Annotated in this window: 23 protein-coding genes and 1 riboswitch; of the genes, 5 read left to right on the top strand and 18 right to left on the bottom strand. The window is 36.0% G+C overall.

From position 1 onward, the window contains the following. The first annotated feature begins 71 nt into the window (after positions 1 to 71). Positions 72 to 524 carry a YueI family protein gene (locus G4D61_RS09070; protein ID WP_025726817.1) on the top strand — a complete coding sequence of 151 codons (453 nt, stop codon included), beginning with the start codon at positions 72 to 74 and terminating at the stop codon, positions 522 to 524. A gap of 2 nt (positions 525 to 526) precedes the next feature. On the opposite strand, the gene G4D61_RS09065 is transcribed toward G4D61_RS09070, so the two are convergent. The 3 genes from G4D61_RS09065 to G4D61_RS09055 all read right to left on the bottom strand — a co-directional run bounded on the left by G4D61_RS09065 (position 527) and on the right by G4D61_RS09055 (position 3478). Further along, positions 527 to 1744, bottom strand: a complete 1218-nt coding sequence (locus tag G4D61_RS09065; protein WP_025726816.1) for a DNA polymerase IV — start codon at positions 1742 to 1744, stop codon at positions 527 to 529. A gap of 28 nt (positions 1745 to 1772) precedes the next feature. Continuing rightward, positions 1773 to 2264, bottom strand: a complete 492-nt coding sequence (locus G4D61_RS09060; RefSeq protein ID WP_025726815.1) for a chemotaxis protein CheW — start codon at positions 2262 to 2264, stop codon at positions 1773 to 1775. A 92-nt stretch (positions 2265 to 2356) separates the two neighbouring features. Further along, positions 2357 to 3478 carry a tripeptidase T gene (locus G4D61_RS09055; RefSeq protein ID WP_025726814.1) on the bottom strand — a complete coding sequence of 374 codons (1122 nt, stop codon included), beginning with the start codon at positions 3476 to 3478 and terminating at the stop codon, positions 2357 to 2359. A gap of 302 nt (positions 3479 to 3780) precedes the next feature. After that, a riboswitch (cyclic di-GMP riboswitch) is annotated at positions 3781 to 3864 on the top strand. Between the two features lie 307 nt (positions 3865 to 4171). On the opposite strand from G4D61_RS09055, the gene G4D61_RS09050 reads away from it, so the two are divergent. From G4D61_RS09050 to prli42, 4 genes are all read left to right on the top strand, one after another. Next, entirely contained in the window at positions 4172 to 4705 is a 534-nt protein-coding gene (locus G4D61_RS09050) for a hypothetical protein (protein WP_035353841.1), read from the top strand. Then, positions 4702 to 5931 (top strand): glycosyltransferase family 2 protein, encoded by a 1230-nt coding sequence (locus G4D61_RS09045; protein WP_025726812.1) that lies wholly within the window; start codon positions 4702 to 4704, stop codon positions 5929 to 5931. Before G4D61_RS09050 ends, G4D61_RS09045 begins: the two co-directional genes overlap by 4 nt. Beyond that, positions 5928 to 6950, top strand: coding sequence for a hypothetical protein (locus tag G4D61_RS09040; RefSeq protein WP_025726811.1), 1023 nt, complete (start codon positions 5928 to 5930; stop codon positions 6948 to 6950). Before G4D61_RS09045 ends, G4D61_RS09040 begins: the two co-directional genes overlap by 4 nt. Before the next feature lie 127 nt (positions 6951 to 7077). Beyond that, on the top strand, positions 7078 to 7170 hold the full coding sequence (prli42, locus tag G4D61_RS09035) for a stressosome-associated protein Prli42 (RefSeq protein WP_152604267.1): 93 nt from the start codon (positions 7078 to 7080) through the stop codon (positions 7168 to 7170). Between the two features lie 248 nt (positions 7171 to 7418). On the opposite strand, the gene G4D61_RS09030 is transcribed toward prli42, so the two are convergent. The 15 genes from G4D61_RS09030 to recN form a co-directional block, all read right to left on the bottom strand. Further along, positions 7419 to 7877: a L,D-transpeptidase gene (locus tag G4D61_RS09030; protein ID WP_231472963.1), complete on the bottom strand. Its 459-nt coding sequence runs from the start codon at positions 7875 to 7877 to the stop codon at positions 7419 to 7421. A gap of 47 nt (positions 7878 to 7924) precedes the next feature. Further along, entirely contained in the window at positions 7925 to 8923 is a 999-nt protein-coding gene (locus G4D61_RS09025; protein ID WP_025726809.1) for an aromatic acid exporter family protein, read from the bottom strand. Positions 8924 to 8981: 58 nt separating this feature from the next. After that, entirely contained in the window at positions 8982 to 9419 is a 438-nt protein-coding gene (locus G4D61_RS09020) for a BrxA/BrxB family bacilliredoxin (RefSeq protein WP_025726808.1), read from the bottom strand. A gap of 40 nt (positions 9420 to 9459) precedes the next feature. Further along, positions 9460 to 9657 (bottom strand): hypothetical protein, encoded by a 198-nt coding sequence (locus tag G4D61_RS09015; RefSeq protein ID WP_025726807.1) that lies wholly within the window; start codon positions 9655 to 9657, stop codon positions 9460 to 9462. 130 nt (positions 9658 to 9787) lie between these two features. Further along, positions 9788 to 11662, bottom strand: coding sequence for a PTS fructose transporter subunit IIABC (locus G4D61_RS09010; protein ID WP_025726806.1), 1875 nt, complete (start codon positions 11660 to 11662; stop codon positions 9788 to 9790). A 14-nt stretch (positions 11663 to 11676) separates the two neighbouring features. Further along, positions 11677 to 12588: a 1-phosphofructokinase gene (pfkB, locus tag G4D61_RS09005; RefSeq protein WP_025726805.1), complete on the bottom strand. Its 912-nt coding sequence runs from the start codon at positions 12586 to 12588 to the stop codon at positions 11677 to 11679. Between the two features lie 4 nt (positions 12589 to 12592). Next, entirely contained in the window at positions 12593 to 13342 is a 750-nt protein-coding gene (locus tag G4D61_RS09000; protein ID WP_025726804.1) for a DeoR/GlpR family DNA-binding transcription regulator, read from the bottom strand. Positions 13343 to 13838: 496 nt separating this feature from the next. Continuing rightward, positions 13839 to 15125: a dihydrolipoamide acetyltransferase family protein gene (locus G4D61_RS08995; RefSeq protein WP_035353839.1), complete on the bottom strand. Its 1287-nt coding sequence runs from the start codon at positions 15123 to 15125 to the stop codon at positions 13839 to 13841. Between the two features lie 51 nt (positions 15126 to 15176). Beyond that, positions 15177 to 16160, bottom strand: coding sequence for an alpha-ketoacid dehydrogenase subunit beta (locus tag G4D61_RS08990; RefSeq protein WP_025726802.1), 984 nt, complete (start codon positions 16158 to 16160; stop codon positions 15177 to 15179). A gap of 12 nt (positions 16161 to 16172) precedes the next feature. Next, complete coding sequence (locus G4D61_RS08985; RefSeq protein ID WP_025726801.1) at positions 16173 to 17168, bottom strand: thiamine pyrophosphate-dependent dehydrogenase E1 component subunit alpha; 996 nt, start codon at positions 17166 to 17168, stop codon at positions 16173 to 16175. 34 nt (positions 17169 to 17202) lie between these two features. After that, complete coding sequence (gene lpdA, locus G4D61_RS08980) at positions 17203 to 18627, bottom strand: dihydrolipoyl dehydrogenase (protein WP_035353836.1); 1425 nt, start codon at positions 18625 to 18627, stop codon at positions 17203 to 17205. A 364-nt stretch (positions 18628 to 18991) separates the two neighbouring features. Beyond that, positions 18992 to 19711 carry a glycerophosphodiester phosphodiesterase gene (locus G4D61_RS08975; protein WP_035353834.1) on the bottom strand — a complete coding sequence of 240 codons (720 nt, stop codon included), beginning with the start codon at positions 19709 to 19711 and terminating at the stop codon, positions 18992 to 18994. Positions 19712 to 20201: 490 nt separating this feature from the next. Next, the gene (gene spo0A / locus G4D61_RS08970) at positions 20202 to 20999 is read right to left on the bottom strand and encodes a sporulation transcription factor Spo0A (protein WP_163173758.1); all 798 of its coding nucleotides are present in this window, start codon (positions 20997 to 20999) and stop codon (positions 20202 to 20204) included. Between the two features lie 215 nt (positions 21000 to 21214). Next, positions 21215 to 22513, bottom strand: coding sequence for a SpoIVB peptidase (gene spoIVB / locus G4D61_RS08965; protein WP_035353831.1), 1299 nt, complete (start codon positions 22511 to 22513; stop codon positions 21215 to 21217). A 172-nt stretch (positions 22514 to 22685) separates the two neighbouring features. Then, the gene (gene recN, locus G4D61_RS08960; protein ID WP_163173756.1) at positions 22686 to 24419 is read right to left on the bottom strand and encodes a DNA repair protein RecN; all 1734 of its coding nucleotides are present in this window, start codon (positions 24417 to 24419) and stop codon (positions 22686 to 22688) included. Positions 24420 to 24435 lie beyond the last annotated feature (16 nt).

Raw genomic sequence — 24435 nt, 5'->3', positions numbered from 1 at the left:
ATGATAAAAATGGAATACGCTACTCCAAAGCGTATTCCATTTTTATTAAAAAACTGTGAGGTGTCATGATCTTGACAGGAAAAAAAGAGCTTGATGATTATTTACAACAAGGGATTTATGGTGAAAAAGAGCTTTTGCCAGAGGAGCGCCGTAAATTTTTAGGCACTTTGCGTGAAAGAATTGTTCTTGCTTTAACGGTAAAACAAGTGAGAGAAAAACATATTCGCTCTGAAGTCATTGATTGCTTAAGAGAACATCCAAAGGCGAAAATATTACTTAACGGTACGATTGATTATGACTTTCTATCTAAATATATTCAAGCGGCAGAAACATACAATATTCCTTTCTCCATTGTAGAAAGAAAAGATACGAAAACAGATATCGGTTTTGTCCTCGCATACGATTACGCCATCGATCAAGAAAATATTTATCTTGCCTCAAATGAAACACCGAACAAACTACCGCAAAAAAAAGAAAAGAAAAAGAAGCGATTTCCGTTTTTATTCCCATTTACGAAAAAGTAACCCTACTTCTTTTTATTTTTTGCAGAAGTTTGTTTAATAGCACGCCCTGTTTGAATAACATTTTCTCCAAATTTATCACGCAGCTGAGAGATTGTTTTATATAAAGGCTCTTTTTTGGCAATTTCTTCATAAGTAAATAAATCTAGCTGCTCATTAGCTTGTTGTTCTTCCACTAAATCTGAACCAGTCACCCCTAAAAGTCGCACAGGATTCCCATTCCAATGTTGAATAAACAATGATCTTGCTTCATAAAAAAGTTCTTCTGTTTCTTGTATCGGCCGATGTAGCTTTCGGCTTCGCGTAATCGTTTTTCTATTATGATAACGAATTGTAATCATAATATTGGCCGTTAAGTATCCTTTCCGTTTTAATCTTAATGATGTTTCTTTTGCAAGATTTTGTAGCACGACATCAATCACATGATCTTCTATTATATCTTCAGGGAAAGTTCTGGAACGGCCAATACTTTTCGTTATGTTGATCGACTCAGGATCAACAGGACGTGCATCAATTCCATTGGCCCTTTCCTTTAATTGAATACCTCTTATCCCTAAAAGCTGTTTTAACTGAATATCATTCGCATGTGCTAAATCTCGTATCGTAAAAATATGAATACTTTGCAGTTTTTCAGCTGTTTTTTTACCAATACCATGCATGTCTAAAATGGGGAGCGGCCATAATTTATTTGCAACATCGCGTTTCCGTAAGATTGTAATTCCCATTGGTTTTTTCATATCCGACGCCATTTTTGCCAAAAATTTATTAGGAGCAATTCCAATGCTGCATGGCAAAGATAGCTCAGAGAAAATACGTTGCTGAATGAATTTGGATATTTGGACAGGGCTCCCGAGGTGATGTTCCTCTGTTATATCAACATATCCCTCATCAATTGATACAGGTTCAACAAGCGGTGTTATTTGGTGAAGAATTGAAAAAAAATCTCTAGAAGCTTCCCGGTATCTATCATGATGAGGTTGAATAATCAGCAAATGTGGACATAATTTTTTCGCCTCCCACACAGGCATTGTCGTTTTCACTCCATATTCTCGAGCCTCATAGCTACATGTGACAATGACTCCCTTCCGTTCTTTAGGATCCCCTGCAATGGCAATCGGTTTTCCTTTAAGTTCAGGATGATCGGCGATCTCAACAGAGGCGAAAAAACTATTCATATCAATATGAAGGATGACACGGCCATTTTTCGGATAATACTCATTCATGATCATCACTCCATTTCATGGACAACTATTACAATGTAATTGATTCAGATTCTAGCTTTTCTTGATCCATGTACTCTACAATCTCTTTAATTCCATCTAACGAGTTTACTAAAATATCAGGATCAATGATTGTAATTAAACGATTTTCTAAATTTGCAATCGCAGAAAAATATTGCGTTTTTTGATAAGCAATCAGACCAATTTGTTTCATAGCTTCTTCAGGGATTTCGATGATGTCTGAAGCTTCTTCTACAAGCAAACCAATCGATAAAGCAGCTGTTTGTAACACAATGAGACGTACTTGATCATCTACTTGCAATGGTGATTGATACATAATACTTTGTAAATCTATAACAGGAATTAATTCGTCCCGAACTTTGACAATTCCTTTAACATAGTTTGGCAACTGGGGAATACGTCTAATTTTGTCGATCTTTTCAATTGAAATAATGGACTGAATGGAAATTCCATATTCCTCTTCTCCTACTTTAAATACAAGATACTTTTCAAGGATATTCATAAAATAACCCCTTTCTCCGCTTAATTGATAAAAAGAGCAGATCCAATAAAAGATCTACTCCTTCTTACAACAAACATAAAACGTCTCATTGCTTATTCGCCAGCCACAATTTGAACGATTGCGACGACCATTTCAGAGAGTTTTACAAGTTCTTTTACTGGAATACGTTCATTTGTTGTATGAATTTCTTCGTAGCCGACACCAAGATTTACTGTCGGGATATTAAAGCCAGCAATGACATTTGCATCACTGCCCCCGCCGCTTTGTTCAAGTTTTCCTTGACGGCCAACTTTAGCAGCAGCTTGTTTAGCAACTTCAACAACTTGGTCGCCATCTTGGAATTTGAATCCTGGGTACATCACTTTTACATCTACTTCAGCTTTTCCGCCCATTTCTTCTGCAGTTGTTTCAAAAGCTTCTTTCATTTTTGCCACTTGAGCTTCCATTTTTTCTGGTACTAATGAGCGGGCTTCAGCTAAAATATCAACGCGGTCACAAACAATATTTGTTGCTTTTCCACCTTCAAAACGTCCGATATTTGCAGTTGTTTCACTATCAATACGACCTAGCGGCATTTTGGAAATCGCTTTTGCAGCAATTGTAATTGCAGAAACACCCTTTTCAGGAGCTACTCCGGCATGCGCTGTTTTTCCAAATATCGTTGTCGCAATTTTTGCTTGTGTAGGTGCAGCCACAACAATTGTTCCGACTTCCCCATCACTGTCTAAAGCAAAACCATATTTTGCTTTCATAACGGAAGGGTCTAATGCTTTCGCCCCTACTAAGCCAGATTCTTCGCCAACTGTAATGATAAATTGAATATCACCGTGTGCGATGTTATCCTCTTTTAATACACGAATTGTTTCAAAAATCGTTGCTAGTCCAGCTTTATCATCTGAACCTAAAATCGTAGTACCGTCAGAAACAATATAGCCGTCTTTAATAGAAGGTTTTATACCTTTGCCAGGCACAACAGTATCCATATGGGATGTAAAGTAAATTGTATCAGCTTCAGCAACAGTTCCTTTTAATGTACAAATAAGGTTACCAGCACCATGACCAGTTTTTTCCTTTGTATCATCTTCAACTACTTCAACACCGAGATCTTCAAATTTTTTCTTTAAAACTTTTGCGATTTCAGCTTCATTTCCAGTTTCAGAATCGATTTGAACTAATTCAAAAAATTCTTTTACTAATCTTTCTTCGTTTACCATGGAAAAACCTCCAAACTATGTATTAACTCTTTCAGTATAGCGCTAAATCTCGTTAACGACAATGATTCATGTTTTTTCAACTATGTAAAATTTAGACACCTTCATATCATCTAACTTTCCTTTTATTTTATTCATGTAACAACTCTTTTTCATTGACTCATTTCATAAAAAAATAATGTGAAATTATATTTTAGTAATAGATTAAGTTCTTTCCATTATTTACATTTAATAAATGTTTGACGCTATTTTTTGCCTCTGTTAAAATTTTTTAAGAATAGCATATTTTTAAGTTAATAGTATTGCTTAAAAAAATAAGCCATGAATTGTTATCTGTATTTGGGCACTTAGATAACAAGGAGCCAGTAGTGCAACCACCTATTTTTTAGGTGGTTTTTTGTTTGTAAAAATAAGAACTTTCTAATATATAAGGAGAAAACAATGAAAGCTTACTTCCTCTCATTATCTATACTTATATTTTCGCTAATTTGCAGTATTGTAGCCTTACTTCACTTTTCTACGCCTTTCTTTTTTATCATGGATTTAATTATACTAGCGCTCGCATTTATACCGATGAGTTTGTTTACAAGTGCTCAAAATTACATATTTATTTTAATAATTAGTCTCACGATAGGATTCAGTTTTTTATTTTACGCATTTTTTCACCATTCGCTACTAACAGAGCAGGTAACTTTCATGATTCAAGATTTACTGATCACCGTAACCTTAATCCTTTTGTGGTTACTCTTTACCTATTTACGAAAAGTATTTCAACAAAACGTAGAATTTAAAAAACAAATAAATCAATTAAAAAAATTTGAGCATCTCCCACACCTTCTGTCTTATTCGGAATTTATAAATCGCGCAACGATTATATTGACAGGCGTTAAAAGAAGAAATGAAGATTGCTATGTAATATGGTTCAATCATGTCAATGCAAATAATGATGTCGAGGCTTCTATGTTACATGTGATTACAGAGATTATCCTGCAAACTGTACGGGCTGACTTTGATTTAGTTACTTTAATTGATGGAAAACCACTTATTTTCTTACAAAATACAACGAAAGAAGGATGCTACATCGTATTAGATCGTTTATTCAAAAGCTTACATCAACAGTTGCAAGTCGCCGAAATACCAGTTAGCTACCAAATCGTAAAAGTGGAAGAAAATATCAATCAAACATTAAATGATTTAACATATTACGCAAAAGAGGTAAATCCCCTATGAAACTCATATTAGTAGTAATCATGTTTTTCTTTTGGTTTTTATTAATTTATTATTCTATCTTAACAGTTGCAGGAGTGTTACACCGTTTAAAAAAACGCCGTATTACAATACTAGAGAAATATCCATCTGTAGCGATCCTCATTCCAGCACATAATGAAGGAATTGTCATCAAAAATACGTTAGAAGCGATGATAAAACTAGAATATCCTGGAAAATTAGATGTATACGTCTTGGATGACGCCTCAACAGATGATACAGCATCGATTATTAAACATTTCAGTGATGTTTTTACTAGAATTCATTATATTAAAGTTCCACCAGGTCAACCTAAAGGAAAATCTCGTGTCTTAAATTACGGTTTATCGATTACAACATCTGATTATTTTTTAGTATTTGATGCCGATAATCAACCTGAAAAAAATGCTGTAGTAGAGCTGGTCCATGCTGCAGAAACGACAGTAAATGCAGCTGGGGCAGTAGGATACGTAAAGACGATAAATGCAAATCGAAATTTGCTTACACGTATGATCGCCATCGAGTTCCAAGTTTTTCAGTTATTGATGCAAAGCGGAAGATGGAAAGCATTCAAAACAGGCTCATTAGCAGGAACAAATATGTTGCTAAAACGGGAAGTGATTGAAAAACTTGGAGGATATGATCCTTTTGCTTTGGCTGAAGATGCCGAGTTAACTATACGTATCACAGCAATAAACAAAAAGCTCCCTGTTGTTCCTCAATCACGTACATGGGAACAAGAACCCGAAAAAATGAACATCTTTATCCGGCAAAGAACACGCTGGCTTATCGGAAATCTTTATTTACTAGAAAAGGCATTCCATGACCTTTCTTATTGGAAAGGTAAGACTCTCGTTCATAGCATACAACACGTACTTACCTATTTTCTTTTCGTACTATTATTACTCTTTTCTGACATTTGGTTTATATTAGGAATATTCGGGTATAAATTACCGGAATTCCAATCACCATTACTTTTATTTTGGTTTATGAGCTATATTATCTATACAGTACAAATTATTAGTAGCTTAGTTCTTGAACTTACAGTGACACCTATGAATGTTTTCGTTGCTACTATTATGTATTTTACCTATGCCCAACTATTTTTACTGCTCTTAATGAAAAGTGCATGTGCTTATTTATGGAGCCGCTATAGGAAAAAGACGATTAAGTGGGATAAAACAGAAAGATTCAGAGGAGAACCTATGTGAAAAAAAGAAATTATTTTGCGGTCATTATAGTACTGTTCGTTTTAGGGGCCAGCATTACGCTCGTTCAGTTTCATCGCAAACAATCACATGTAATTGCTACAGTAGATCACTACTATCAAAACAATAAAGGCGAAATTAAGTCCTACGGGCGAAATCAGCATATAGAGTATTTATCTGAAAGCATTGGTTTGTATATGGACTACTTACTAATGACGAAAAATCATGAAGAGTTTGATCGTCAATTTAAGATTCTTTATAAATACTTTGTTATTGACGGTCAAAATACGTACGTAAAATGGAAATTAACTAAAAATACTTCAACAGATGCACTAGTCGATGATCTCCGACTCATCGATGTCTTAACGGATGCATCTCATCTTTTTAAAGACAATAAATACCAACAATTAGCGAGCAAAATTAGTGCATCGTTACTTACGAAACAGAAAAGAAATGGAGCACTCATTGATTTCTATAATTGGTCAACAAATGAACAGGCAAATACGCTTCATTTAAGTTACATTAATATATCGGCTTTCAAAAAGCTAAACTCCATTTCAATATCTACTTATAAAAATGATCTGGAGCAAGCAAGCGTTTCGTCTTCCCCTTTCTTTTTAGAGATCGTAAACGTTGATACAAAACAATATGAAAAAGCAAATACAAAGAGTGTTAATATGATTGATCAGCTCTTAATTGCCCTCCAATATGAGGAAATAGAAGGCAAACCTCCAACAATGTTTGATCGTTGGCTACGTAAGGAATGGAGCAAGCAAGGAAAAATTTATGGGCAATATAACCGAACGACACTAAGTCCTGCCTCATCTTATGAATCAAGCGCAGTATATGCATTAGCCACATTATACTTCATTCAGCAAGGAGATTTAAAATACGCGGAACAATTACATCGGAAGCTGTTAGAACAGCCGCCATTTTTTAATAAAACAATGTATTCAAATATACACTTTTTCGACTATATCTACTCAATGATTGCTGATTATCGGTATCGACAAATAAAATAGTTGGGATATTCATGCCAGGTTGATCACTCACTAGTTTGGAATGTTTATCTATATATTACTTGTCTATTTAACTTTCTCCATATACAATGATCATATACTTTGCGTCGTCAGACAGGAGTGAATGAGATTGTCTAAAAGAGTACAAAAAATTGTTGTTTATGTTATGTTGTTTGCCATGCTGGCAGCAACTATTTTATCAGGTATTTCAATTTTATTTTAAGCAGACTTTTGTTTTTCTGCATATTAAAGCGGCTGGGATAAAAACTAAAAATGGTTAATGAAGAACGAATATTGCACAAATCAGCTCCGGAAATATACGTAAACTCCTGTGGGAGGATAGGATCGACGAGACCCCGCAGCATGTTAGCACGAGGAAACTCACCAACTGCCCGCGGAAAGTGAAGTATATTTCCGGAGCGAGGTTAGACCACAATATCGTTAACATACCTTTATCCCAGCCTCTTTCTGTCATAGTGCTCCTATATCCTTTGCAATTTGGATCATTGACTTTGGCGAATGTGTAATATAGACTTTCGTACCACTTGAAACTTTGTCATATAATGTTTCAAGTGCTTCTTTCGGCAGGCGAATACATCCATTTGATACATAAAGACCAATTGAATTCGGGCGATTCGTTCCATGAAGACCATAAATTCTACCGTCTGTATTTCGCGCATTAAAGCCGATCCATCTACTGCCTAAAGGATTCTGTGGGTCACCACCCGGAATATCTTTCTTGCGGTAATATGGATTTTTCGCCTTCACTGTGACAGTAAAAAGACCCTCAGGTGTTAATTCCTTTGTCCTTCCCGTTGCAATTTTAGTTTGCAATACAATATTACCGTTCTCAATATAAACCAATTGGTTATATTGCTTATTTACAATGATATATGAAGCGTCTGACTTTTCCGCTTGTACATTCGCCATTGAAAAAATAAACGCAAGGAACATCATGATTAGTAGACGCAAATCCATCACCTAGTTTCACGTTTTCTACTAGTTTGCTCCTCATTTTTATTTCCATTCACCGTATCTTTAAATTCACTTTTAATTAAAAGATATTGTTCCATTTCCTGCAAAAAATGATAAAGCGCTGCCCGTGCTTCAAACTCTTCTCTATCTTTCGGAAGTGCCATTGTTTTCATCTCTTCCTGCAAACGATAAAGTGAATCCAATCTGTTTTGTGCCGTATTTTCTGGTTTAATATTGTTTTTTACTTCTTCAATAAAATCGGCTACTAAATTACGCTGACTGACCATTGTTGAGATAGAGGTAAGAGTCGGTAAACAACGTTCAATAATTTCAAATTGTTGTTCACGCATTTTAAAATATTCATAATAAAAAGAGTCCCTTGTGGTGATTCGATTTTCAACATCCCGAAATGCAAGTTTTCTTCCTTCCTCCAACAAGCTAGCTGTTTCCGTAATTTCCTTCCCTTCCCATGTCATTTTATCCATTCTTAAATATTGAATCATTTCTTCAAAAATAATCCTGAAATTCGCTTCTATTTGCTGCTGGTAGTTAATGAGCGTTTGATCAAGGCTGGGCATATATAAGTTCATGATTAGAGCAGCCCCAATGCCGATCATAATAATCAGAAATTCATTAAAGAGAAATGACCAAGTAACATGTCCATTTGCATAAAAATGAAGAAGGATAACACTAGAAGTGACGATTCCTTCATTGACTTTTAACATGACCGTAATTGGGATAAAAAGAAATAATACGAGACCTATTACGAACGAATGATAACCAAAAACTGTAAAAAGAATAGAAGATATCACCATATTAAGCATACATGCCACAAAACGGCTCCATGCCGCACTTAAAGATTTCTTTTTCGTATTTTGAATACATAGTATGGCGATAATTCCTGCAGATAAGAAATTATGTAAATGAAAAAATTGTGCAATACTAATCGCAATAGGAGTAGCCACAGCTGTTTTTAAAGTACGATAACCGATGCGAAACATTTATTTACCCCTATCTAAGTGATTTGAAAAAAATCCGGCTGTTAACCGGATTTCATTTTTAGATTTCATCGCAATATTGTTCAAAGGCATCTTGCAATTGTGTAATAACAGACATTGGATCATGTCCTTCTATTTGATGACGTTCAATCATCTTGACAATTTTCCCATCTTTTAATAATGCAAATGATGGTGATGATGGTGGATAGCCTTCAAAATAGCTACGTGCTTTTGCTGTAGCTTCTTTATCTTGACCTGCAAATACAGTAACAAGTTGATCAGGACGTTTGTCATAATGGACAGCATGCGCTGCTGCTGGACGAGCAATACCTCCAGCACAGCCACATACTGAATTTACGAGTACAAGTGTTGTTCCTTTTTTAGCAAATGCTTCATCGACTTCTTCTGGGGTTTTTAATTCTTGATAGCCTGCTTGAATGGCATCTTCACGAGCTTGTCGTACAACATCATTCATAAACATATTAAATTCTACGCTCATTTAACTCATCCTTTCTTCATACTTACAATACTACTCTTTATCATAGCAGGTTTACCGTTAATCTTTCAATTTTTCTGTTCATTTTCTTTAACTTTTCACTTTTAATTTTTTTAAAATGGGAGAGGGTGATTCCCGCTTCAGGATGTTCGTTTCCTTCCGCTCTAGAGATCTTGCTATTAGTACGAGTAAGTTTAAATTCGCATATTATTGGTAACAATAGTATTACATCTAGATCCATACCCCTAAACTCCCTAGATGTTTTGGATAGCTTTATTTGCTATCCAATTTTTATTAAAAAATAATAGGAGCTGATTGAACTGCCTTAAGTATAATGCTTAAAGTCAGTTCATCACAGCTCCTATTTTTCATTATTCAACAACTTTTTTCTTCAAGATTCCAAGCAACACAGCTGTAACAACTGCCCCGATTATAATTGCTAATGCATAAAGTAAAGGATTTCCGCCGACAAAAGGAATAACGAAAATTCCTCCATGTGGTGCACGTAATTGAATATGGAACATCATTGTAAGGGCACCAGCTACCGCAGAACCAATAATGGAAGCCGGGAGCACACGGGCTGGATCAGAAGCTGCAAATGGAATTGCTCCTTCTGTAATGAAGCATGCACCAAGTACATAACATGAAAGCCCTGTATCTCTTTCTTTTTTTGTGAATTTTTTTCTAAAAATCGTCGTTGCAAGTGCAATACCTAAAGGTGGAACCATACCGCCTGCCATTACAGCTGCATGTGGTGCGTAATTTCCGGCATCAATCATGGCAATACCGAATGTAAAGGCTGCCTTATTAAATGGACCACCCATATCGATTGCCATCATACCGCCAAGAATGATACCGAGTAGCATTAAGTTCCCTGTTCCTAGTTCATTTAAGAAATGTGTTAAATAGTTCATAAACATCATAACTGGTTTATCAATGACGAAAAACATAATAACACCGGTAATGAAGATACTAAATAACGGATATAAGAATACTGGTTTAATTCCCTCTAATGATTGTGGTAGCTTTACAAAAAGCTTTTTCACTAAATTTGTAACATAACCAGCTAAAAATCCGGCAATAAGTCCTCCTAAAAACCCAGCACCTTGTTGGGAAGCCATGAAACCGCCGACTAACCCTGGAGCAAGACCTGGACGATCAGCAATACTCATTGCAATGAAACCTGCTAAAATTGGCACCATTAATGTAAAGGCATTTGAGCCACCAATGAAATGCAATGCCTCCGAAAAACGATTATATGACGGATCTTTTGGTTCAAATGAATGAATTCCAAACATAAATGAAATCGCAATCAAAATTCCACCGCCTACAACAAGCGGTAACATATTAGAAACACCATTCATTAAATGCTTATAAAATCCATTTCGTTGCTTTACTTCTTTCCCATCATTACTGCTTGCCTTTTCACCAGATCCCTTAAAAATTGGGGCATCTTGTTTTAAAGCTTGTTCAAGTAATTCTTTCGGACGGCGAATTCCATCTGCTACAGGTACTTCAATAACATGTTTACCTTTAAAACGCTCCATTTCAACTTGCTTATCTGCTGCAACAATAATCGCTGTTGCCTGTTCAATTTCCTCAGGGGTCAAAATATTTTTCGCTCCTGTAGAACCATTCGTTTCCACTTTAAAAGGAATATCTAATTCTTTTGCTTTTTCTTTCAATGAATCAGCGGCCATATATGTGTGGGCAATACCAGTAGGACAAGCTGTTACTGCCAATACGAGGCCTTTATTTGTTGCTTCGACGTTTTCATGGTGTTCTTCGTCATCTTCGTCATGCTGATTAATAATAGAAATCACTTCATCTTTTGTTTTTGCTGCTAATAAAGCATTTCTAACTTCAGCATTCATAAGCATACTTGAAAGTCTTGAAAGTGCTTCTAAATGAGTGTTATTTGCTCCTTCACTTGCAGCAATCATAAAAAACAAATGACTGTCTGTTCCATCAAAAGCTTCATAATCAATGCCTTGTATTGAGCGACCGAAGGCAATTGCCGGCGACTTTACGGCAGCCGTTTTCGCATGCGGGATTGCAATTCCTTCCCCAATCCCTGTTGTACTTTGGGCCTCACGTGCTAATACCGCTTGTTTGTATTGTTCTTTATCACTTAGTTTATCAGCAGATGCTAGTACATTTACAAGCTCATCAATGACAGATGTCTTTGATGTCGCTTGCAAATCTAGTTTCATTGTTTCTTTTGTAAGAAGCTCAGTAATCTTCATCGTTGTCTCCCCCTTTAAAGGTTTTGAACTTTTACTTGCGGTAAAAGGGTTTCTACTTCATCTTTTGTACATAACTCCAAAGAAAACGCTGTCGCACTACCACATGCAACTCCCACTCGAAATGCTTCCTCATAAGATTTACCTTGTGAAAATTGACTAAGAAAACCTGCAACAACAGAATCCCCAGCACCAACGGAATTTTTCACTATCCCTCTAGGGGCCGTTGCATAGTATGCACTATCTTTATTTAAGAAAAGTGCTCCTTTTTCAGCCATTGAAACGATCACATTTTGCACACCTAGATCTAGAAGCTTGCGTCCATACAAATGGGCATCTTCTACTGTTTCTATTTTCGTATTAAAAATTTCGCCAATTTCGTGATGATTTGGTTTAATTAAAAAAGGATTTGCATGGATCACATGATTTAAAGATTCTCCAGAAACATCGGCAATTACGCGAATATGTTTTTCTTGGCATCTTTTTATTAGATCTACATATATTGTTGCTGGCAATGAACTCGGGATACTTCCAGAGAAAAGAATAAGATCATCTTCATTAAGCTGCTCAATTTTTCCAATAAATTGTTTTAACGTTTGTTCTGTAATAATTGGACCTTGGCCATTAATCTCGGTTTCTTTTTCAGTTTTCAATTTAATATTGATTCTTGTATCTTCCTCAACTTGTACAAAATCAGTTGAAATGCCTTCAGTTTTTAAAAATTGTTCGATATAGTTCCCCGTGAATCCGCCGATAAATCCTAACGCAGTGGAAGAAACATTCAATCTTTTTAATACTCGTGAAACATTAATTCCTTTACCACCTGGGAATTTAGTATCCATGATAGAACGATTCAACCCGCCAACCTCAAAATCATTCACTTTGACGATATAATCGACGGATGGATTAAGTGTTACAGTATAAATCATGATTTTACACAACCTTTATTTCTGTTTTTTCTTGATAGATTGATAGTATTTCCTGTTCTAGCTCATTCGTAATAATCGTAACATCTGATAGTTCTGCGAATTTTGAAAAAGAAATCTCTCCAAATTTTGAATCATCAGCAAGAATAAACCCTTCTTGTGATAGTTCTAAAGCTTTAGATTTAAGAATTGCTTCTTCAGGGTCAGGTGTCGTACATCCTAGCTTCGGATGTATGCCATTTGTGCCTAAAAAGCATTTATCAAAACGATACCCATTAATATCGTTCAAAGCACCGCTCCCAATGACAGCTTCTGTCCTTGGTTTGACAAGTCCACCAATTAAATATGTTTTAATCCCCTTTGCTAGCAAATGAGGAATAAGCGTAATACCATTTGTTACGACTACCATATGATTACCAGGATTTAAGTATTGAATCATTTGCATAGTCGTTGAGCCTGCATCTAAGTAAATACAATCATCTTTTTCCACTAATGAAGCTGCATAAAGTCCGATTTTCTCCTTTACCCGTGTGTTTTGAGCCGTTTTTTCAACAATATTTGGTTCCTGTAACTTACCATGTAAACGTTGGGCTCCACCGTGAATTCGTTTTAACAGCTTCTTTTTTTCAAGCTGTGTTAGATCTCGGCGGATCGTAGATTCGGATGAATTTGTATATGCAGTAAATTCCTGGATACTAACGATATTTTTACTTTTTAATAGCTCTAGTATCATTCGATGCCTTTGTTCAGTTAACATCAACATCCCTACCTTGTAAGTGCATTCATTTCTACACAACTTCATTTTACAATCAAAACCGACAGAAATCAACAAAATTCATTCAAAATCAGTCATAAACATCTATGGATGAAGAAACCGCTCTCAACACTGCTATATAAAGGTTCCTAACTAGCATTTCTATTTTGTGAGCGATTTAATTAACAAAATAGACATAATATCATAAGTCTATTTTTATAGAGCATGACTGGTTTTGAAAGAAAACAGAAGAATGAGTCATATACAAAAAAGAGCCCGCCTTTTAACAAAGGTCAGACCCTCATGATTGTATATAAACAGTAATTAAAAAAGAAAGCTATTTTCCGCTTCAAATATTCGCTTTCCAGGGCGATACAATCCCCAGCGTCTCCCGTTTGATTTGCTTTTCCCAAGGAAGCCTTCCATCCTTTTTAAATCTTAAAGGAAGCCATTTCTAACATAAACTTCATTTTGGTAGACTGCTTATAACACGTTGTTACTAATATACAGAAGTATTTTCTGCTGATATATTTTCAAGCAATTCTTTAACTCGTTTTAAAAATTTACCGCAAATAAGGCCATCTAAAATACGATGATCAAGAGATAAACATAGGTTTACCATATCTCGAACAGCAATCATTCCGTTATTCATGACAACTGGGCGTTTTACGATCGCTTCTACTTGTAAAATCGCAGCTTGTGGATAATTAATAATGCCCATCGATTGTACTGATCCAAACGAACCAGTATTATTGACAGTAAAAGTACCGCCGCTCATATCTTCGGCTTTCAAAGAACCAGTTCGTACTTTTTGTGCCAATTCCGTAATATTGCGGGCAATTCCTTTAATAGACTTTTCATCAGCATTCTTTATGACAGGAACGAAAAGAGCATCTTCTGTTGCGACGGCAATCGAAAGATTAACCTCTTGTTTTTGAACAATTTGATCGTCAACCCACATTGAATTCAATTCTGGAAATTCCTTTAATGCCTGAGCAACAGCCTTCACAAAGAAAGCAAAGTAAGTAAGATTAAAGCCTTCACGTTGTTTAAATTCTTGTTTAAGAGAATCACGATAGGCAACAAGATTTGTCACATCGACTTCCATCATCATCCATGCATGTGGAATTTCATGCTTACTGCGTAGCATATTATTAGCAATAGCCTTACGAACGCCACTTACTGGTTTGACAATATCGCCTTTCTGAATACCTTGTGCTCCCGAAGAAACAGGTATAGATATACTTGTTTGCTTAGCCTCTTTCACTTCTTGCTTACCTGTTACAACTTCAGCATTATTTGCTGTCGAAATGTTACCATGTTCAATCAGTTTCAATAAATCCTTCCGTGTGATTCTCCCGTCTTTACCAGTTCCATTCACTTTCGTAAGATCAATTTGATGTTCCTGCGAAAGTTTTAGTACAGCTGGAGAATAACGGAGTTTCTTCCCTTGATCCCCAAGTTTGACAGGAGCAATAGAAGCAGTTGAATCCTGTTGATCTTCTTCAACTATGTTTGACATAGAACTACTATCTTCTTCTTGGCCCTCTAGTTTTATCGTACAAATCACTTCACCAACGCTTAAAGTTTCATCCTCTTTTGCAATCAGTTCCACAATTTCGCCCGAAAAGGATGAGGGCACTTCGGCATTTACCTTATCAGTCATAACTTCTGCAATTGGATCATATTTTTGAACATGGTCTCCAGGAGAAACAAGCCATTTGCTGATCGTTCCTTCTGTTACACTTTCCCCTAATTGAGGCATTTTCATTTTTTCAATAGCCAATAAGATTTCCTCCCTAGCAATAAAAAGTCATTCATTGTTATATTAAGCTGATTAAAATTCAGCCAATTCACGCATTGCTTTTTCCACTTTTTCAGGATTCATCATAAAATATTTTTCCATTGTTGGTGCAAATGGCATTGCAGGTGTATCAGGACCTGCTAAACGCATGATCGGCGCATCTAAATCAAAAAGGCAGTTTTCAGCAATAATAGCCGATACTTCACTAATAATGCTTCCTTCTTTGTTATCTTCCGTAATTAATAATACTTTTCCTGTCTTAGAAGCCGCTTCGATAATTGCATCTTTGTCAAGAGGATACACAGTTCTTAAATCAAGAATGTGCGTTTCTATACCATCTTGAGCTAATTTCTCAGCTGCCTGCAATGCAAAATGAACGCATAGTCCGTACGTAATCACTGTAATATCGTCACCTTGACGTTTTACATCTGCCTTACCGATCGGCAGTACATAATCATCTTCAGGTACTTCCCCCTTAATTAAACGATATGCGCGTTTATGCTCGAAGAATAGAACAGGATCCTCATCACGTACAGCTGCTTTTAATAGTCCTTTTGCATCATAAGGGGTTGAAGGCATCACAATTTTCAAACCTGGCTGATTTGCAAAAATCGCTTCCATTGATTGTGAGTGATATAAAGCACCATGAACACCGCCTCCATATGGGGCGCGAATAACAATCGGACAATGCCAATCATTATTTGAGCGATATCGAATGCGGGCTGCTTCTGACATAATTTGATTAACTGCAGGTAAAATGAAATCTGAAAACTGAATTTCAGCAATCGGCCGCATTCCATACATCGCAGCGCCAATACCTACCCCTGCGATTGCAGATTCGGCTAGGGGCGTGTCAATGACTCTCTCTTCGCCAAATTGTTCAAATAAACCAGTGGTTGCTTTAAAGACACCGCCCTTTTTACCAACATCCTCACCAAGAATAAAAACTTTGGAATCACGTTCCATTTCTTCACGTATTGCCATTGTAATTGCATCTATATATGAAATTACCGCCATATATGTTCCCCCTTACTCCTCAGCATAGACATATTTCAATGTTTGTTCCGGTTCTTGATACGGAGCATTTTCAGCATAATCAGTGGCTTCGTTGACTGCTTTCATGATACGATCATTGATATCCTTTTCTAGTTGATCATTTAACAGTCCAATTTCTCTCAAGTATTGCCCGAATTTATAAATTGGATCATTTGCCTTTGCAGTTGCCACTTCTTCTTGTGAACGATATGAACGATCATCGTCATCTGATGAATGGGCTGTGAAACGATATGTTACTGTTTCGATCAATGTTGGTCCTTCTCCGCGTCTTGCACGATCAGCCGCTGCTTTTGTTACTTCATAGACTGCTAACGGGTCCATTCCATCAACTGTGAATCCAGGCATTCCATAGCCGATCGCTCGATCTGAAACACGCGTATTTCCTAATTGTTTTTCAGCCGGAACAGAAATCGCATATTGATTATTTTCACACATTAAGATGACAGGTAATTTTTGAACTGCTGCAAAATTTGCTCCTTCATGAAAATCACCTTGGTTTGATGAACCTTCTCCAAATGTAACAAATGAAACAATATCCTTTTTCTCCATCTTCGCCGCTAAAGCAATCCCAACCGCATGCGGAACTTGCGTTGTAACTGGTGATGACTGTGTCACAATTCGATTCTTCTTTTGCCCAAAGTGACCAGGCATTTGTCGCCCTCCTGAATTCGGGTCCTCCGCCTTTGCGAAAGCGGCAAGAAATAAATCTTTAGCTGTCATTCCAAATCGTAATACAACAGCTAAATCACGATAATATGGCAATATATAATCTTTTTGATTATCTAGCGCAAATGCAGCTCCTACTTGTGCTGCCTCTTGTCCTTGACAAGAAATAACAAATGGTATTTTTCCTGAACGATTTAATAGCCACATACGTTCATCAATTCTGCGTGCCTCTAACATCGTTTCATACATGTTGAGGGCTTCTTGATCTGTCAGCCCTAATGCTTTATGTCGATTTTCTGTCATTTGATATCCTCCTTAGCCATTTTTATTTGAACACTTATGAATGAATCGCAATCCCATCGACTGCTAGCGCTGCCTCACCAATTGCTTCACTTAAAGTAGGATGTGGATGAATCGTCTGGGCGATTTCCCAAGGAGTTGCATCCAATACCCGGGCCAAGCCTGCTTCAGAGATCATATCTGTTACATGGGGACCTATCATATGCACCCCAAGGACATCGTTGGTTTCTTGATCAGCTATAATTTTTACAAAACCGTCTGATTCTCCATAGACAAGTGCTTTTCCAATTGCTTTAAATGAGAACTTGCCAACTTTAACATTGTATCCTTTATCCTTTGCTTCCTCTTCTGTATACCCAACACTTGCAATTTCAGGACTCGTATAAATACATTTTGGTACAAGATGAGCATCAATTGGTTCAGGATCCAAGCCAGCAATATGTTCAACAGCAACGATCCCTTCACGTGAAGCAACATGTGCCAATTGCAAGCCACCAATGACATCACCAATGGCATAAATATGAGCCTCTTTCGTTTGTAAATGTTCATTTACTTTTATCACGCCATGGTCTATTTCAATGTCTGTATTTTCAAGACCAATGCTTTCTATATTAGCCCTTCTGCCAACAGAAACGAGAATTTTTTCAGCTTGAAACAACCGCGTTTCTTTCTCCATTGCTGCTTGTATCGTTACTTGTCCTGCTTCTATCTTCAAAGTCTCTGGCATAATTTTGGCATCGGTACAAATTGTTACACCCTTTTTCTTTAGCAATCGATGAATTTCTTTTGAGATTTCCTGATCCTCTGTTGGTACGATATGCTTTGAAAATTCACAAATCGTTACTTGCACACCAAAATCAGCTAACATAGAGGCCCATTCAATGCCAATTACCCCACCACCTACAATAATAATAGATTTAGGTAATTCATTTAGCTCTAATGCCTCGTCAGATGTTAGAACAAACTGTCCATCAATCTCTAAATTTGGCAATGAGCGGGGACGTGATCCCGTCGCAATAATGACATTTTTAGGAATAAGCATTTCATTTTCTTCACCATTTTCCATTTCAACTGAAATTGTTCCAGATAGCGGTGAAAAGATAGAAGGTCCGAGAATACGGCCAGTTCCTTTAAAAATGTCAATTTTTCCTTGCTTTATTAGATGTTGAACTCCCTTATGTAATTGATTTACAATCGCATTCTTTCTATCCTGAACACGTTGAAACTGTAAAACTGTATCGGAAACTTGAATGCCAAAATCTTCACTTCGTTTAATTGTACTGTATACTTCAGCGCTTCTTAATAGCGCTTTACTAGGTATACATCCTTTATGTAAACATGTTCCGCCTAATTTATTTCTTTCAACAATAGCTGTTTTTAATCCTAGCTGTGAAGCACGAATGGCTGCAACATATCCTCCGGTCCCACCGCCTAATACAACTACATCATAATCTCTTGCCAAATTAACTCCTCCTTTTCAAAGAAGATTTCTGTTATTTTATACGTAAATGGGATGATCTTTCCTTCGTAAAAAGAGATTGCATATTAGCATTTTTGAAAGGAAGCAACATTTCTACGAGCAACTCATAGAAATGCTGTCTACATAAACGATTTACAGCAGAATTTCTCCCTTTAGAAAAACATTCCTTTTTTCTAGTTTGCAACTTTTTATGCGTTTCTGCAAATAATCGTAAATTCAGAATATTAGTGCATCCATTGTCTTGCTCATATCAATATATAATAGCAAATATGTGAACGATAATAAACGAATAATGAACTATTTTGTTCGTATACCAGCCTCATAAAGGGAGACATTTTTCAAGCAATTACGTATGTTTTCTTCGTAACGTTACAGCTTTTTCAGGATAATCAGTAATGATTGCTGAACATTGAAGCTTGAATAATCTTTTCATATCTTCTTCTTTATCCACAGTATAAGGTCTGACTGCAATCCCGTTTTCCATTGAAGCTTGAATAAGGGCATCATTTATCGTTTTTACATTCGGATGGATTCCCTTTGCTTGAATGGACTTTGCATATACCCACGGCATAAATAATACTTCCGAATAAAGTGGGGCAATTTCAACTTCAGGTGCTAACCGATAGCATTGAATGATCGAATAATGATTGAAAGATGATATAAGCATGCGATCTTCAAAGTGATATCGTTTAATTAAAGCAATAACTTTTTCTTCAATGAAATCATAGCGAATTTTTGAAGTTTTTAATTCAATATTGCAATAAAGATCATTAGTTTTCAGCCAATCAAATACTTCCTCCAATGTTGGAATTTTTAAAATATGCTGCTGCTTTGTTAAAATGTTGAATCGCTTTAATTCATTCAAAGTATAATCTTTCACGTATCCTTTTCCATTTGTCGTTCGATTAATTGTTTCATCATGGATTACAACAAGCTGCCCATCTTTTGAAAGCTGGACATCCAGCTCAATACCATCGGCTCCGGCCCTTTCTGCTTCTACATATGCAGCCATCGTATTTTCGGGGTGTGTACCAGCAGATCCACGATGTGCAAAAATAAGTGTCATGTTGTCACATCCTCAATAAAAGTCAAAACATTTTCAGTTATATTATATTTGTGATAGCTTTTTCAATGTTAATATGAAGCCTGATGATTTGTTAAGAACATAATTTTTTATATAAAACCGAACTTTTTACAAAGGGAATATTTAATAGAAACTTCTTATTCTAATTGTTTACTTTCTATATACATTTCATTACAATCATTTCTTTTCTATTATGGTCATAGTAAATAATTCTAGATATTTGGCCCCCCGTTGAAAACGGGCACCTGAAAGGAAACGCTAATGCGGATTTCAATTTAATGTATGCGCTTACATACTCCCTGATGCAAGTACATAGGCAACTTCTTTAATAGATGAATTTTCAGAAAAAATAAAACACCTCCGCATTTATCAGATTTTATTCATCCAATAAATTGAAAGTGTTGGAAAAATGAGTAATATGATAACAATTTAATGACAAACGTGGTCTAATTTATCTTGTTTTATAAAATAGTTATGAAGCCATATGCTCCAGACGTAATTTATCTGCTACCATTGCAATAAACTCACTGTTTGTTGGCTTTGCTTTTGACATAGAAACAGTATAACCAAATAATGATGAAATGGAATCAATGTTACCGCGGCTCCATGCTACTTCGATCGCATGACGAATAGCTCTCTCGACTCTGCTTGCGGTTGTATTGAATTTTTTTGCAATTTCAGGATATAGTACTTTTGTAATGGAACCAAGCAATTCGATATCATTATAAACCATGGAAATCGCTTCTCTTAAGTACATATATCCTTTAATATGAGCAGGTACTCCAATTTCGTGGATGATGCTTGTAATGCTAGCATCTAAATTCTTTGGCTTTGTTTCAACTGGTGTATTATTGCGTACTGCTGAACTAGTGTTTGATTTAACAAATGAATTTGCTTTTCCGCTTACTTGCCGTATATTCGAGACAAGCATTTCCATATCAAATGGTTTTAAGACGAAATAAGAAGCCCCAAGCTCTACTGCCTTTTTCGTTACATCTTCCTGTCCAAAAGCAGTTAACATAATTACGTTTGGCATGGACATGTAGTTTGACTCTCTTAATTTTTCTAACACCCCAAGACCATCTAAATGCGGCATAATAATGTCTAATAGTAAAATATCTGGAGTCGTTTCTTTTAACATTTCAATACATTCTGACCCATCGTGTGCAACCCCAACAACCTCCATATCTTCTTGTGAAGAAATATACTCATTCAATAAGTGTACAAGCTCGCGATTATCATCAACAATAAATACATTAATTTTTTTCACTACCGGTATCCTCCTCAAAAATAGCCAATACATTCCAATTTCTTTATTTACATACATAAGTTTCGACAATGACAATAAATATCCTGCTGTTTCTTTAAATTTTATCAAAAAATAAATGATTACTTAATAATTCTTTTGTTTTCTTTAGAAAACGACTATATTCGACAGATGCCTGACCCCTTTTGTACTGCAATGTACAAAAGGGGTCAGGCACCTTAACTTGCTTCTTGTTGTGTTGTTTGTTGTTTTTTATATAACTTAATTCCAGCTTCGTTTAACATCCATTCTATATGAACACCATATCCAGATGTTGGATCATTTACAAAAACATGTGTCACGGCACCTACGAGTTTGCCATCTTGAATAATTGGACTACCACTCATCCCTTGGACAATGCCTCCGGTTTTTTTCAACAATTTTGGATCTGTAATTTTTATTACCATGCCCTTTGTAGCCGGGAATTTTTGTGGTACTGTACTAACGATTTTAATATCGTAAGCTTCGACTTTGCTTCCATTTACAACAGTTAAAATTTTGGCAGGACCTGTTTTTACTTGATTGGATAAAGCAATCGGCATTGGTTTATCATATTTATCGTCACTGAAACTGTGCTTTAACGTGCCGAAGATTCCGAACGGACTATTTTTCGTAATATTTCCCAATTCCTGATCTTCTGCAGAAAAACGAGCTAATTTTTCACCAGGATTTCCGTTTTTACCTTTTTCAATTGAAGTAACGGTTGATTTTACAATTCGTCCATTTTCTACTACAATTGGTTTTTTCGTGTCCATATCAGAGATAACATGTCCTAAAGCACCATATTTTCCTGATTTAGGATCGATAAAAGTCATCGTTCCAATTCCTGCAGCAGAATCACGAATGTATAAACCTAATTTGTAATGATCTTCAGATTTGTCTTTTAGTGGCGTTAAACTCGTTTGTATCGTTTTCTGATCACGTTTTAATGTAATCTTTAAAGGCCTTCCGTTTTGGGCCGTTGACTGAACAATTGGACCGACATCAGATAACTTTTCAATTTTGTGATCATTAATTTTGATGATTATATCGCCAACCTCAATTCCCGCTTGCTCCCCTGGTGAGAATTTCCCTTTAGTTGTTTCCACAAGATGATGGCCAACTACTAATACACCTAATGTGTTTAATTTAACACCTATTGATTGGCCGCCAGGTATCATTTTAATGTTTTTTAGAACTTGGACATTTACTTTTTTGATCGGCAAACCTGCAAATTCCAAAAACATGTCTTCTTTTCCAACAGATTTCCCTTTAATTGCAACAGAATCTTTACTATTTTTAATTTCTGCGGTACTTTTACTTGAAACAGGTGCCGCAGATACATTCACAGATTTCGCAAAATGTACTTCTTGACCTTCCATCATTCGAACTTGTTTTGGAAAGTGAAGGTATTGCTGAAATGGGTGTGAGAACCCCAATATAAATAATGAAACAAGGAGAACTCCACCAATCATTTTTCTAACAAATTCCCAATTCAAACTGTTCACTCTCCTCGCTTCTAGTCCACCCTTTTTATAAAGCCTTTATTTATCTTGGCTATGGTTTTAATTTAGCCTTGATGATGATGAATTATAACAACTGAAAAAGAAAAAAAACTACCCAAAATGGATAGTTGTGTTAATTGACCTTTAATTTTCTTTCGGCTAATCCTCAGCCCTTTAGAGATTTTTTCCCTTGTTTAATGGAATGTGCCAATTCGATTAATTCTTGTGCATGTTGCTTTGTTAAATCAGTCATTTCAACTCCAGAAATCATGCGGCCAATTTCTTTAATTTTTTCCTCTTTATTTAAAGTCTTTACTTTCGTTCTCGTTCTACCTTGAGATGTTTCTTTCATAATAAAGAAATGAGTATCCGCCATCGAAGCAACTTGAGGTAAATGGGAAATACATAGCACTTGCGAATGAATTGATACTTGATAAATTTTTTCTGCAATTGCTTGTGCAACCCTGCCGCTTACACCAGTATCTACCTCATCAAAAATAATGGATGTTACACCTTGATGCTTAGAAAAAATTGTTTTTAGGGCAAGCATAATACGTGAAAGTTCTCCTCCTGAGGCAACTTTTGTTAATGGTTTTAACGGTTCACCCGGATTTGTAGAAATATAAAATTCAACATTGTCCAAACCATCTTTACGGAATGGAATGGGGGATGCTTCGTCTATGTACTGATCCGATGTTGAATGGAATCTAACTTCAAATATTGTTTTGTCCATATATAATTGTTTTAATTCTGAATGAATGTTTTCAGTTAATGTTTTTGCCCATTTTTGCCGAAGATCACTTAGTTGTTTTGCCTCTAAATAAAGATCCTTTTGTAATATGTCCAATTCTTTTTGTAATTCTTCAATATGATGATCACGATGCTGGATGGTTTCAATTTCTTCTTCAATCTTCGAACTATATTCCAAAATATCTTCAATTGTCGTTCCGTACTTGCGTTTTAGTTGATTGATTTCATTTAGACGACTTTCAATTTGGTTTAAACGTTCAGGATTAAATTCTAAATTGTCCAGTTGATCACGAATACTATGTGCAGCATCTTCAAGCATATAATAACTATTTTGAACGGATTCTAAAATTGGCTCCATATCTTTATCAACTTCTGCTGCAGTTTCTAATTGACTCATCAATAAACCAATCCAATCAAGACCACGCTGTTCCCCTTGAAGGGACTGATAACTTGTATTTAAGGATTCAAACAAACGTTCAAAATTAACAAGTTTTCTTTTTTCCTCTAATAGTTCTTCATCTTCATTCAATTGCAAATTTGCCTTTTGAATCTCTTGATACTGGAATTGTATTAGATCAAGACGATGTGCAAGCTGCTGATCATTTTCATTAAACCGTTTTAAACGGCTTAACGCTGTCTCATATTGCTTATAGATCTCTTCGTAATTCACTAAGCTTGTACTAATTTCTTGCTGTCCATATTGGTCAAGAAGCGGTAAATGAAAGGTTTCGTTTAATAGCTCTTGTGTTTCATGCTGACTGTGAATATCAATCAGCGTCCCGCCAATTTCCCGTAAAGTAGAGATCGTAACGAGCTTACCGTTAATTCGGCAAACACTTTTCCCAGACTTTGAAATTTCACGGCGTAAAATGATCATGCCTTCTTCAATTTCAATTCCAAATTCCCGGGCACGTTCAACACAAGGGTGCTGTTCTTGATCTAAAAGAAAAAGCCCTTCAATTTCTGCTTTCCCCTCACCATGGCGTACGAATTCAGAGGACCCTCTGCCTCCAACTAGCAAATGAACAGCATCAATGATAATCGATTTACCTGCTCCTGTTTCACCAGTCAACACGGTTAATCCTTTTTCAAATGAAAGCGACAATTCATCAATTATGGCAAAATTTTTGATTGCTAACTCTTGTAACAATTATGTCACCTCTATT

It is taken from the genome of Heyndrickxia ginsengihumi, assembly GCF_011008565.1.
GTDB lineage: Bacteria > Bacillota > Bacilli > Bacillales > Bacillaceae_C > Weizmannia > Weizmannia ginsengihumi.
This window is presented reverse-complemented; position numbering and strand designations above follow the sequence as displayed.

Bases quoted from the DNA above. Each gene is read 5' to 3' on its own strand.
- G4D61_RS09010 (WP_025726806.1), bottom strand. From the start codon at position 11,662: ATGAAGATTACTGAGCTTCTTACAAAAGAAACAATGAAACTAGATTTG.
- G4D61_RS09050 (WP_035353841.1), top strand. From the start codon at position 4,172: ATGATTCAAGATTTACTGATCACCGTAACCTTAATCCTTTTGTGGTTA.
- G4D61_RS09015 (WP_025726807.1), bottom strand. From the start codon at position 9,657: ATGGATCTAGATGTAATACTATTGTTACCAATAATATGCGAATTTAAA.
- pfkB (WP_025726805.1), bottom strand. From the start codon at position 12,588: ATGATTTATACTGTAACACTTAATCCATCCGTCGATTATATCGTCAAA.
- G4D61_RS09000 (WP_025726804.1), bottom strand. From the start codon at position 13,342: ATGTTAACTGAACAAAGGCATCGAATGATACTAGAGCTATTAAAAAGT.
- G4D61_RS08975 (WP_035353834.1), bottom strand. From the start codon at position 19,711: ATGACACTTATTTTTGCACATCGTGGATCTGCTGGTACACACCCCGAA.
- G4D61_RS09030 (WP_231472963.1), bottom strand. From the start codon at position 7,877: ATGGCGAATGTACAAGCGGAAAAGTCAGACGCTTCATATATCATTGTA.
- G4D61_RS09055 (WP_025726814.1), bottom strand. From the start codon at position 3,478: ATGGTAAACGAAGAAAGATTAGTAAAAGAATTTTTTGAATTAGTTCAA.
- G4D61_RS09020 (WP_025726808.1), bottom strand. From the start codon at position 9,419: ATGAGCGTAGAATTTAATATGTTTATGAATGATGTTGTACGACAAGCT.
- G4D61_RS09060 (WP_025726815.1), bottom strand. From the start codon at position 2,264: ATGAATATCCTTGAAAAGTATCTTGTATTTAAAGTAGGAGAAGAGGAA.
- G4D61_RS09025 (WP_025726809.1), bottom strand. From the start codon at position 8,923: ATGTTTCGCATCGGTTATCGTACTTTAAAAACAGCTGTGGCTACTCCT.
- G4D61_RS09065 (WP_025726816.1), bottom strand. From the start codon at position 1,744: ATGAATGAGTATTATCCGAAAAATGGCCGTGTCATCCTTCATATTGAT.
- G4D61_RS08985 (WP_025726801.1), bottom strand. From the start codon at position 17,168: ATGACAGAAAATCGACATAAAGCATTAGGGCTGACAGATCAAGAAGCC.
- G4D61_RS08990 (WP_025726802.1), bottom strand. From the start codon at position 16,160: ATGGCGGTAATTTCATATATAGATGCAATTACAATGGCAATACGTGAA.
- G4D61_RS09045 (WP_025726812.1), top strand. From the start codon at position 4,702: ATGAAACTCATATTAGTAGTAATCATGTTTTTCTTTTGGTTTTTATTA.